Genomic DNA, 10986 nt, shown 5'->3' with positions numbered 1-10986 from the left:
AATCGGCCCAGATCCGCGAAATTTTAATCAGCGAGTCAGCTTGGGAAGAAATGACCTGCTTATTCGCACCTTCCCTAATACCGCCGCACGCGAACTGACACAGGAACAGACTTTCAGCCGTCTCAGAAAGGGGATATTTTCAACTTATGCGCAAAATGAACTGCGCATGTACGTTGCTGATTTACACCACCATCACGATATTGTTGAAATTCTGACGGTCTGTCGTGATGGTAAAGAAATCGCCTTAACCTGCCGCCTCTCGGTTAAAACCCTGTCGACGCAGGGAGACGTTATTATTTTTGAAGGCATAGAGACACCTACGGCGCAAGGTCTCAAGGCCAGTCGTTCGGCAAACTATCAGCGTAAAAAACAAGGGTTTTACGCCCGTTTTTTCCTGACGAACTCCGCGCCGATGCTGTTGATAGACCCTTCGCGGGACGGTCTGATCGTCGATGCCAATCTGGCCGCACTCAATTTCTATGGCTACAGCCATGAAGCGATGTGCCAGAAACATACATGGGAAATCAACGTATTAGGCCGCCAGATCTTACCCGTTATGCATGAGATTGCCCGTCTGCCCGGCGGTCATAAGCCCTTAAACTTCGTCCACAAACTCTCTGACGGCACCACCCGGCACGTACAAACCTATGCGGGTCCCCTTGAGATTTACGGCGATAAACTCATGTTATGCATCATTCATGACATTACCGAGCAAAAACGGCTGGAGCAGGAACTGGAACGCGCTGCGCTGCATGATGCGCTGACCGGCTTACTGAACCGCAGGCAATTTTATCTTCTTACTGAGCAAAACCATACGCCCCATCTGTCGATGACAATGGATTACAGTCTGCTGCTCATCGATACCGATCGCTTCAAAAGCATTAACGATTTGTACGGTCATTTGAAAGGCGATGAAGTGCTGTGCGCTCTGGCGCGAACGCTGGAAGCTCGCGCACGTAAAGGCGACCTGGTCTTTCGCTGGGGCGGCGAAGAATTTGTCTTGCTGCTGCCGCGAACCTCGCTGGAGGTTGCGCTTAATCTTGCAGAATCAATACGCGCCGCCGTAGCGAAAGTCTGTATTCCTGGCCTGCCCCGTTTTACCGTCAGCATCGGCGTCGCACGGCACGAATCGAATGAAAGTATTGATGAATTATTTAAGCGGGTGGACGATGCCCTGTACAAAGCCAAAAACGACGGCAGAAATCGGGTGCTGGCGGCGTAATAAACGTCACAGGCTGCTCGTAAGTAGCCTGTGAACGCCCTTAACGGCTGCGTTTCGCGTGACGCTCCCAGTTTTCCTGCTTTGCCTGCGCCGTTTTACGCAACGCAACATAACACGCTCCACTGCCGCCATGATGAGGCAGCGCCGTACAGTAAGCCTGAACGTCGTCAAATTCCGTCAGCCAACGCGCCACATAGCTGCGCACAATATTGGCATGCGCGTTATCTTCCCGCCCTTTGCCATGAATGATCAGCACGTTGCGTAAACCATCCTGACGCGCCTGGCAGATGAAACTAAACAGCATCTTGCGACATTCCTCAACCGGCTGACGAAGCAAATTGAGACTCGCCTGCTGGCTGTATTTTCCCGAACGCAGTTTGTCGAGCACGCCCTGCTGCAACCCTTCCCGGCGAAATTCCAGCGGTTCGCCCAAAGGAAGAATATCCAGAAACCCGGTGGTAAGAAAATTATCGAGCTGGAGCGTATCGATACGCTGCGGCGCCCGTGAATTGCGTGTGGGCTGCCAGTGTACATCAGCGCAACGTTTCAACGGTTGGACATCCTCCATGGCGTCAAGAAACAGCGTTTTGTCGTCAAGGTTCATGATTCCTCCTCCAGCGCGTTAAGACAGGCACTATCATAACCGCGCGCTATTATACCGACAACGGTTTACAGTTATTTCCAATAAACGACACTGGCTCAATTATCTGGCTATGCGCATCTCACTATTTCATCCCCGGTAAAGCCACGTTTTATCCTGCGTTAACCGACAATTTCAGCGGGGCTTTTGTAAAATCAATTATGCCCTGAAAGTGGAATATCTCTTTTATAGCCGTTATAACTTTATTACCCGCTGAGGGAAAACCAGGTCGGGAAAAGGTTAAGGAAGCACTGCTGTGTAGATTTTAGGGGCTGGCGGATGTCGACAGTCCCTGTTTTTTATTCTCCTGCCGTGCTTCATTTTTTCAGCATCTTTATTTGTTCGCTTTTTCAACAAACAATGACGCTAAACGTATTATGTCCGCTTATCTTTTTAGGGGTATGGTTGCGGATATTGGTCGCATGGTATCTTGTTGAGCTGCTGATGAGTCCGGGAATTATCCCGCCTGCAATGAGAGATAACGGATGCTGAGATTACTTGAAGACAATATCGCGACTCCGCTGGGGCCGTTATGGGTGATTTGCGATGAGCAATTCCGCCTGCGCGCCGTCGAATGGGAGCAACACAGCGACCGTATGGAACAGCTACTGGACATACATTATCGTTCAGAGGGATACGAGCGCATCGCCGCCAAAAATCCGGGTGGCCTGAGCGATAAGCTCACCGCGTATTTTGAGGGAAATCTCAGCATCATTGATACGCTGGAGACCGCCACCGGGGGAACGCCTTTTCAGCGGGAAGTATGGCAGGCGCTGCGCACCATCCCCTGCGGTCAGGTTATGCATTATGGTCAACTTGCCGAAAAATTAGGCCGTCCGGGAGCCGCTCGCGCCGTAGGCGCCGCTAACGGATCTAACCCGGTCAGTATCGTTGTACCCTGCCATCGCGTAATCGGACGCAACGGGACAATGACGGGATATGCTGGCGGCGTACAGAGAAAAGAGTGGTTATTACGCCATGAAGGGTATCTGCTGTTGTAGAAACCAGGCATTTTGTGCCTTACCCGTCACACTTTGATGTAAAGTAACCACTTATAAAGCATGGATTTTCAAAGGGATATAAATATTTCTCCTGCTTATGCCTGAATTATCCTCTATTGGGAGTAGCTCAGGCTTACGTGCTCACCAAAAAGATGTTAAAATTGACAAATATCAATTACGGCTTGAGCAGACCTATGATCCCGGAAAAGCGAATTATACGGCGCATTCAGTCTGGCGGTTGTGCTATCCATTGCCAGGATTGCAGTATCAGCCAGCTTTGCATCCCGTTCACACTTAACGAACATGAGCTTGATCAGCTTGATAATATCATCGAGCGTAAAAAGCCTATTCAGAAAGGGCAAACGCTGTTTAAAGCAGGTGATGAACTGAAATCGCTCTATGCTATCCGCTCCGGTACGATTAAAAGCTACACCATTACCGAGCAGGGCGACGAGCAAATCACTGGTTTTCATTTAGCGGGCGACCTGGTCGGCTTTGACGCGATTGGCAGCGGGCACCACCCGAGCTTTGCCCAGGCGCTGGAAACCTCAATGGTATGTGAAATCCCGTTTGAGACTCTGGACGATCTCTCCGGTAAGATGCCTAACCTACGTCAACAGATGATGCGTCTGATGAGCGGCGAGATCAAAGGCGATCAGGATATGATCCTGTTGCTGTCGAAGAAAAATGCGGAAGAACGTCTGGCAGCCTTTATCTACAATCTGTCCCGTCGTTTTGCCCAGCGCGGTTTCTCTCCGCGTGAATTCCGCCTGACGATGACCCGTGGCGATATCGGTAACTACCTTGGCTTAACGGTCGAAACGATCAGCCGTCTGCTGGGTCGTTTCCAGAAAAGCGGTATGCTGGCGGTGAAAGGTAAATACATCACCATCGAAAACAGCGATGCGCTCGCAGTGCTTGCTGGTCATACTCGCAACGTTGCTTAATCTTTCCGCAAGTAAGTCAGTTATCCTTCTGTTAAATCATTAAATTTTCCTGATTTATTGGTTTGACAGAGGGAATCACACCACGTCAATAAGCCAAAGAAATCTCAAACACGTAGCCATCACTCCAGTTGGACACCACTGGCATGGTTTACGCCCTGCCAGGCCATTTTCGGATTAACCACATTGATTCATCATGCCGGAAAAGTACAATCCGCAGCGGCTGGCAACCGTTCTATATTCATTCGCACTATCGAACGATCGCCAGCTGGCCGCAGTTGCGTTCTTGCATACGACGCAACTGCGGCAACCCTAACACCTTGTCATTTACAATGATTATTGATTTAACTCCCCCCGAAAACTGCGGTTTGGTGGGTATAGAAAAAGTGTGACCTTGATCAAAAACAAAAAAAGATTATGGCAAAGGTGTATTTATATTACGTTCGCTTCTGGACTGCGGCCCGGATTGTTAAGCGAATTTTTTGATACCCAGATATTAAGAGGAGAAATAACCATGATCACTTATGATCGTAACCATAATCCTATTACTAATGGCAGTCGGGTTATGATTAATGGGACGGGCAGAACGGGTAAAATCGTTGCCATACATTCTAACGGGTTAACTCCAGCCCAGTTACGCCGCAACAAAACCGTCGAAGTGGAAGGCTGTGAAGGCCAGTTCGAACCCGTTGAACTGATCCGTCTTGGTTCCCACTAACGATAAGAATGCCGCTATGGCGGCATTCATGAATCAAACAGATTTAATTACAGACTCTACTAAGCCGCTATTTACCCCAGGTATGCCCCGGAAGTCTGATTTTACTGATAGAAATTGTTTACATTCAATACACTGCCCTATAGAACAGCAAATTTTCCTGATTTATTGATCTGGCAGAAGGTTCCCCCCTGTTTCATTCAACATATATGGGTTACTCTTTTAATTACAAACTGCGGTGACAGTTGTAAGGAGACCCTGTATGGCTATGTATCAAAATATGCTGGTGGTCATCGACCCAAACCAGGACGATCAACCCGCATTACGACGCGCTGTTTATTTGCATCAACGGATTGGTGGCAAAATTAAAGCCTTTTTGCCGATCTATGATTTTTCTTATGAAATGACTACCCTGCTCTCGCCTGATGAGCGTACCGCGATGCGTCAGGGCGTCATCAGCCAGCGAACAGCCTGGATACGCGAACAAGCGAAATACTACATCGAAGCAGGTGTTCCCGTTGAGATAAAAGTGGTCTGGCACAACCGTCCCTTTGAAGCCATTATCCAGGAAGTGATCAGCGACGATCACGATCTGGTGCTCAAAATGGCGCACCAGCATGACCGCCTGGAAGCGGTAATCTTTACGCCGACTGACTGGCATTTGTTGCGTAAATGCCCAAGCCCGGTATGGATGGTCAAGGACCAACCGTGGCCTGAAGGCGGTAAAGCGCTGGTGGCCGTGAACCTGGCAAGCGAAGAACCTTATCACAATGCGCTGAATGAAAAGCTGGTCAAAGAAACGCTGCAACTCGCAGAACAGGTGAACCACACCGAAGTCCATCTGGTTGGCGCCTACCCCGTGACACCCATCAATATCGCAATCGAACTGCCTGAATTTGATCCGAGCGTTTACAACGACGCGATTCGCGGTCAGCATTTGCTGGCGATGAAGGCGCTACGTCAGAAATTCAGCATTGATGAGAAAGTGACGCATGTTGAAAAAGGGTTGCCTGAAGAGGTTATCCCGGATTTAGCCGAGCACCTACAGGCGGGTATCGTTGTACTGGGTACGGTTGGTCGTACCGGGATATCTGCGGCCTTCCTGGGCAATACGGCGGAACAGGTTATCGACCATTTGCGCTGCGATCTGCTTGTCATTAAACCCGATCAGTATCAGACACCGGTCGAACTGGACGACGAAGAAGACGATTAAGCCTATTTTCGTGCCGGGTAGCGCTTATGCCTACCCGGCGAAGCCGCTCACTCACGTTACTGTTTGTCCTCACCACCGAGGAAATAGATCCCCAGCGGAATGGCCAGCAGAATGGTGAAAACCAGACTGTAGACGCAAATCATTGATGACTGGATGAAATACATCGAGGTTGTCCACTCGGACAACGGAATATCATACTGTTCGATCACGCCGCCGATAGTCGCCCGCGTAACCACTGATGCCGCAATAATAAACACCGCCAGCAGGCCCAACAGAAATTTCTTCCCCTTTGCTGTCTTCAGCTTTGTCATGATCATGGTATCGTCCTTTTGCAGATGAAAGCTCTGTTACTTGCGCGTAACAATACCATGACAATCCCTCGTTGTCTGCCACACAAGTCGTGACATAATATTCACATCGCGCGTCCCTGTCTGAAAATGCGCTACGTCTTATTCTTTTTGATCAATGACCAGCGCATTCGAAGCGGATAAAATATCTGCACCTCAGAATCTTTTAGCGTTATATCAACCATACGGGGTAGTGACAGACCAAAATGATTGCAGAATTTTTTTTCAAAAACGCGTTTAATCTGGCAATAATTTTTGGCAGTGGCGCCGCCTTACTTCTGATGAGTATTGTGTTTCGTCGTGGCGAGAAAAGAAGAAAAGGATTTATATTTCATGCCGTACAGTTCTTCGTTTATGCCCTTATCATCGGCACGCTGGGCAGTATCGCCAATAATGTTATTGAAAACTACGATCTGAAATTCATCTCTCCAAATGCCGTCGATTTTATCTGCACATCTCTGATTGCGCTGATTCTGACAATAAAACTGTTTTTACTCATCAACCGCTTTGAAAAATCACAGATCGGTAAAGGCAGAGACGTCACCAGTGCGAAGATCCTGTCTCGCATTATTAAGATCACTATTATTATCGCCATCGTTTTACTCTATGGAGAACACTTTGGCATGAGTCTGTCCGGGTTGCTGACTTTTGGCGGCATTGGCGGCATCGCTGTTGGGATGGCGGGTAAGGACATTCTGAGCAACTTTTTCTCAGGGATTATGCTCTATTTTGATCGCCCCTTTAGCATTGGCGACTGGGTCCGTTCCCCGGACAGAAATATTGAAGGCACCGTGACTGAAATCGGCTGGCGAATGACCAAAATTAACACCTTCGACCACCGCCCTTTATATGTGCCGAATTCGATTTTCTCCGCCATTAGCGTGGAGAATCCCGGCAGGATGACCAACCGACGCATTAAAACGGTGATCGGGTTACGTTATCAGGATGCCAGTAAAACAGGCGTTATTGTTGATGCGGTCAGAACGATGCTGCAAAACCACCCTGATATCGATCAGCGCCAGACGCTGCTGGTCTATTTCAATGAATTCGGCGAATCATCGCTGAATATCATGGTCTATTGCTTTAGCAAAACCACCGAATGGGAAGCCTGGCTTGCGGTTCAGCAGGATGTTTATCTGAAGATTATCGACATTGTTCAGGCGAACGGCGCAGATTTTGCGTTTCCAAGCCAGACGCTTTATCTGGATAACGCCGCGTCACCGCAATCCGCAAATTAAAAAAGACGCGGTATTCCGCGTCTTTTCGCTCACTGCCGCATATTATTTGTCGTGCTTCACAATATACATTGTCCGGCTATACGCCACGTCTTCCGGGTTATTAATGGGATAACCTTTCAGCCACGGTTTGATCAAACGTCCGTTGGTATACTGGTAAATCGGCGCAATCGGCGCCTGTTCCATCAGGATTTTCTCTGCCGCGTTATAGTCCGCATTGCGCGCCTTCGTCGTATTTTCTACTGTCGCCTGCGTCATGATTTTATCGTAGGCCGGGTTATTGAAGCGCGAGATATTGCCCGTATGGGTCGAGGTTAACAATGACAGGAAAGTAGACGGTTCATTGTAGTCCCCCACCCAGGAGGCGCGGATAACATCAAAATTACCGGTGTTGCGGCTGTCGATATAGGTTTTCCATTCCTGGTTTTGCAGCTTCACCTCTACGCCCAGATTCTTTTTCCACATCGAGGCGACCGCAATCGCGATTTTCTGATGATTTTCAGATGTGTTATATAACAGCGTCAATTTGAGCGGTTTCTGCGGGCCATAGCCAGCCGCAAGCAATAACGTTTTTGCCTGAGCATTGAGTTCTTCCTGGCTCATTTGTTCAAATGGCGAAGGATCGGGAGTGAAGCCTGCCGTCACGTCCGGGGTGAAACGCCAGGCCGGTTTCTCCCCGGTTCCTAACACTTTTTCCGCCATGATGCGGCGATCAATCGTCATGCTCAGCGCCAGACGAACGCGGGAATCCGCCGTCGGGCCTTTTTGGGTGTTAAACGCATAATAATAGGTGCCCAACTGCGGCGGTGTGTAAACCTGCCCCGGTATATCCTTCAGCAACTTCTGATACAGATTTTTCGGGAAAGATTCGGTGATATCAATATCGCCAGCCAGATAACGTTTAGTCGCTGACGACTCCTGATTAATCGGCAGGAAAGTCACTTTTTGCAGCACCGTCTTCGCATTGTCCCAGTAGTGGGTATTGGGTACCACCACCAGTTTTTCGTTGACCACGCGATCATTCAACACATAGGCGCCATTGCCGATCAGGTTTCCGGGCTTCGTCCAGTCTTTACCGCTTTCTACATTGGCTTTCTGTACCGGGTAAAAAGCAAAGTTGGCAGTCAGGTTAACAAACCACGGCAGCGGTTTATCCAGCTGTATTTTTAGCGTGCGGGCGTCCACGGCGCTAACCCCAAGCGTATCCGGCGACGCTTTACCATCAATAATCGCCTGGGCGTTATTAATGCCAGCAAGGGCGGCAAACCAGGCAAACGGTGACAGGGTTTTCGGATCAACCAGACGTTGCCAGCTGTAGACAAAATCCTGCGCGGTCACCGGAGTGCCGTCCGACCACTTTGCGTTATTGCGCAGGGTAAACGTCCAGATCCGGTTATCATTGGTCTTCCAGCGCGTAGCGACGCCGGGAATGATTTCCCCTTTCTCATTCTGATTCACCAGACCTTCAAACAAATCGCGAATGACCTGAATCTCCGGCAGCCCAACCGCTTTTGCCGGATCTAACGACGCCGGTTCATCTTTAATATGGCGGACCAGTTCTTGCTTCTCTGCCAGTACCGTTCCGCCGGGAACATCCGCAGCGTGTGTCAGGGAGACGCTGCTAATCAACAGCGCACAACAGGTAACTGAAACAGAGTGCTTCATAAGATGCCCTTAAATGATGAAGTTAGATGACTGCGTAATTATTTGTTTCGCATGAAGGAAATGCAAACGTCTTCCTACAGAAAGTTGATATTAACCCGATATACGCATCCGCTTCCAGGAAGCCAGATAGAGGATATTGCATAGCGCGCGCAACGCGTGAAAACGATTTGATTATCTGGACAATTTGCACAACACTGCGAGTAATAACAACAGCATTCAGAGACACTTATGACCGTTACCCGTCCTCGTGCCGAGCGCGGCGCATTTCCGCCAGGAACCGAACATTATGGGCGTTCATTGCTGGGAGCGCCGTTGATCTGGTTTCCGGCCCCGGCTGCCGATCGCGAAAGCGGCCTGATTCTGGCCGGAACGCACGGCGATGAGAACGCGTCAGTGGTGACGCTCTCGTGTGCGCTGCGTACGCTGAATCCTTCACTCCGCCGTCATCATGTGGTGCTGGCGGTGAACCCGGACGGTTGCCAGCTTGGTCTGCGCGCCAATGCCAATGGCGTCGATTTGAACCGTAATTTTCCGGCGGCGAACTGGAAAGCGGGTGAGACGGTTTATCGCTGGAACAGCAGCGCCGAGGAGCGCGATGTGGTGCTGCTTACCGGCGAACATCCGGGATCTGAACCCGAAACCCAGGCGCTGTGTCAACTGATACACCGGGTGCATCCTGCCTGGGTGGTCTCCTTTCACGATCCTCTCGCCTGTATTGAAGATCCCAGACATAGCGAGTTAGGCGAATGGCTGGCCCGGGCATTTGCGCTGCCGCTGGTCTCCAGCGTAGGTTACGAAACGCCCGGTTCGTTTGGAAGCTGGTGCGCCGACCTCAATCTGCACTGTATTACCGCAGAGTTCCCGCCGATCTCGTCCGATGAAGCCAGCGAAAAGTATCTGATGGCGATGTCTACTCTGCTGCGCTGGCACCCTAAAGATGAAGTTGCCCGGTCGTAAACCGTAAAGCGGGCTCGACATCCACCGCCAGCCAGGTGGGGCCATCGAGGTCAGCAAAACGCACCTGTGGGGCCAGCGGCAACGCTGCGCTAATGGCCCTGGAGGTACACAGCATGCATCCCAGCATCAGCCCAAAACCCTGTTCTCTGGCTTCGGCGGCCAGCGCCAGCGCTTCCGTCAGACCACCGGTTTTATCCAGTTTGATATTGACCATATCGTAGCGCCCTTGTAACGCCTTCAGGCTACTGCGGGTATGGCAACTTTCATCCGCGCAGATAGGGAGCGGATGAACAAAATTTTCCAGCGCGGCGTCATCCTGCGCAGGTAACGGTTGTTCCAGCATCGCGACGCCTAAATCCGCCAGCAGCTGGCATCGCGCCGCCAGCCCCTCTGTACGCCAGGACTCGTTTGCATCCACGATTAGCGTCGCATCAGGCACGACTGAGCGAATCGCGACCATTCGTTCGCTGATCAGGCGATCGTCCAGCTTAATTTTGAGCAGTTTCGCCCCTTTTTCCCACAGTGCCGCCGCGCTGGCCGCCATCTGTTCAGGCGTACCGATCACGACAGTCTGTGCTGTTGTCAGCGTAGCGGGCAATTCAACGGCCACAAACTCCGCCAGCGTTTGCTGCTGCTGGCGAGCGCTCAGATCCCACAGCGCGCAATCGACCGCATTTCTGGCCGCGCCGGCAGGCAGCAATTTTTGTAGTGCTTCGCGGGTCAGCCCCTGTTCCAGTTGCGGCGCGATACTCATGATCTGCGCCAGCACCGAGGCATCGCTTTCGCCATAACGTGGATAAGGCGTACATTCCCCTACGCCTTTTACGCCCTCTTCCTCCAGCTCCACGACCACAACATGCGCTTCGGTACGACTTCCCCGGGCAATCACAAAGGGCGTGTGCAGCGGCCAGGCCTCCTCATACACCTTAACAGATCTCATTGGTTCTCCTTTTCTCGCCGTTTTTCACGTTGCAGATGCGTGGCGGTGGATTAAACACAAATAGCGTTTGCCGTGTTAACTGCTGATGGCATAAACTAACCACGACG

General features: G+C 50.7%; 11 protein-coding genes. 7 read left to right on the top strand and 4 right to left on the bottom strand.

Annotated elements, in window-relative coordinates:
- The first annotated feature begins 40 nt into the window (after nucleotides 1-40).
- The gene (locus OGV50_RS18085; RefSeq protein ID WP_286488708.1) at nucleotides 41-1222 is read left to right on the top strand and encodes a GGDEF domain-containing protein; all 1182 of its coding nucleotides are present in this window, start codon (nucleotides 41-43) and stop codon (nucleotides 1220-1222) included.
- 40 nt (nucleotides 1223-1262) lie between these two features.
- Here the strand turns inward: OGV50_RS18085 and smrA are convergent, their stop codons facing one another.
- Nucleotides 1263-1826, bottom strand: a complete 564-nt coding sequence (gene smrA / locus OGV50_RS18080) for a DNA endonuclease SmrA (protein ID WP_012132289.1) — start codon at nucleotides 1824-1826, stop codon at nucleotides 1263-1265.
- Between the two features lie 521 nt (nucleotides 1827-2347).
- On the opposite strand from smrA, the gene ogt reads away from it, so the two are divergent.
- From ogt to uspE, 4 genes are all read left to right on the top strand, one after another.
- Complete coding sequence (gene ogt, locus OGV50_RS18075; RefSeq protein ID WP_012132287.1) at nucleotides 2348-2863, top strand: methylated-DNA--[protein]-cysteine S-methyltransferase; 516 nt, start codon at nucleotides 2348-2350, stop codon at nucleotides 2861-2863.
- Nucleotides 2864-3057: 194 nt separating this feature from the next.
- Nucleotides 3058-3810 (top strand): fumarate/nitrate reduction transcriptional regulator Fnr, encoded by a 753-nt coding sequence (gene fnr, locus OGV50_RS18070; RefSeq protein ID WP_003020397.1) that lies wholly within the window; start codon nucleotides 3058-3060, stop codon nucleotides 3808-3810.
- 511 nt (nucleotides 3811-4321) lie between these two features.
- Nucleotides 4322-4525, top strand: a complete 204-nt coding sequence (ydfZ, locus tag OGV50_RS18065; RefSeq protein WP_024130312.1) for a putative selenium delivery protein YdfZ — start codon at nucleotides 4322-4324, stop codon at nucleotides 4523-4525.
- A 259-nt stretch (nucleotides 4526-4784) separates the two neighbouring features.
- On the top strand, nucleotides 4785-5735 hold the full coding sequence (gene uspE / locus OGV50_RS18060; protein ID WP_012132283.1) for a universal stress protein UspE: 951 nt from the start codon (nucleotides 4785-4787) through the stop codon (nucleotides 5733-5735).
- 56 nt (nucleotides 5736-5791) lie between these two features.
- Here the strand turns inward: uspE and OGV50_RS18055 are convergent, their stop codons facing one another.
- Entirely contained in the window at nucleotides 5792-6052 is a 261-nt protein-coding gene (locus OGV50_RS18055; RefSeq protein ID WP_012132282.1) for a DUF2534 family protein, read from the bottom strand.
- A gap of 236 nt (nucleotides 6053-6288) precedes the next feature.
- On the opposite strand from OGV50_RS18055, the gene OGV50_RS18050 reads away from it, so the two are divergent.
- Entirely contained in the window at nucleotides 6289-7320 is a 1032-nt protein-coding gene (locus OGV50_RS18050) for a mechanosensitive ion channel family protein (protein WP_200090643.1), read from the top strand.
- 42 nt (nucleotides 7321-7362) lie between these two features.
- Here OGV50_RS18050 and OGV50_RS18045 read toward each other — a convergent pair whose 3' ends face one another.
- Complete coding sequence (locus OGV50_RS18045) at nucleotides 7363-8982, bottom strand: peptide ABC transporter substrate-binding protein (RefSeq protein WP_200090644.1); 1620 nt, start codon at nucleotides 8980-8982, stop codon at nucleotides 7363-7365.
- Nucleotides 8983-9210: 228 nt separating this feature from the next.
- On the opposite strand from OGV50_RS18045, the gene mpaA reads away from it, so the two are divergent.
- Nucleotides 9211-9939, top strand: coding sequence for a murein tripeptide amidase MpaA (gene mpaA / locus OGV50_RS18040; RefSeq protein ID WP_104868618.1), 729 nt, complete (start codon nucleotides 9211-9213; stop codon nucleotides 9937-9939).
- On the opposite strand, the gene ycjG is transcribed toward mpaA, so the two are convergent.
- Nucleotides 9914-10879, bottom strand: coding sequence for an L-Ala-D/L-Glu epimerase (gene ycjG / locus OGV50_RS18035; protein ID WP_012132278.1), 966 nt, complete (start codon nucleotides 10877-10879; stop codon nucleotides 9914-9916). The two genes, mpaA and ycjG, sit on opposite strands and share 26 nt — an antisense overlap.
- Nucleotides 10880-10986 lie beyond the last annotated feature (107 nt).

The organism is Citrobacter sp. CK180 (genome assembly GCF_030333655.1).
GTDB lineage: Bacteria > Pseudomonadota > Gammaproteobacteria > Enterobacterales > Enterobacteriaceae > Citrobacter_B > Citrobacter_B koseri.
This window is presented reverse-complemented; position numbering and strand designations above follow the sequence as displayed.

What these genes read in the sequence shown, in the direction of transcription:
- OGV50_RS18050 (WP_200090643.1), top strand. Translation starts at nt 6,289, where the DNA reads ATGATTGCAGAATTTTTTTTCAAAAACGCGTTTAATCTGGCAATAATT.
- ycjG (WP_012132278.1), bottom strand. Translation starts at nt 10,879, where the DNA reads ATGAGATCTGTTAAGGTGTATGAGGAGGCCTGGCCGCTGCACACGCCC.
- OGV50_RS18045 (WP_200090644.1), bottom strand. Translation starts at nt 8,982, where the DNA reads ATGAAGCACTCTGTTTCAGTTACCTGTTGTGCGCTGTTGATTAGCAGC.
- OGV50_RS18055 (WP_012132282.1), bottom strand. Translation starts at nt 6,052, where the DNA reads ATGATCATGACAAAGCTGAAGACAGCAAAGGGGAAGAAATTTCTGTTG.
- ogt (WP_012132287.1), top strand. Translation starts at nt 2,348, where the DNA reads ATGCTGAGATTACTTGAAGACAATATCGCGACTCCGCTGGGGCCGTTA.
- ydfZ (WP_024130312.1), top strand. Translation starts at nt 4,322, where the DNA reads ATGATCACTTATGATCGTAACCATAATCCTATTACTAATGGCAGTCGG.
- fnr (WP_003020397.1), top strand. Translation starts at nt 3,058, where the DNA reads ATGATCCCGGAAAAGCGAATTATACGGCGCATTCAGTCTGGCGGTTGT.
- smrA (WP_012132289.1), bottom strand. Translation starts at nt 1,826, where the DNA reads ATGAACCTTGACGACAAAACGCTGTTTCTTGACGCCATGGAGGATGTC.
- mpaA (WP_104868618.1), top strand. Translation starts at nt 9,211, where the DNA reads ATGACCGTTACCCGTCCTCGTGCCGAGCGCGGCGCATTTCCGCCAGGA.
- uspE (WP_012132283.1), top strand. Translation starts at nt 4,785, where the DNA reads ATGGCTATGTATCAAAATATGCTGGTGGTCATCGACCCAAACCAGGAC.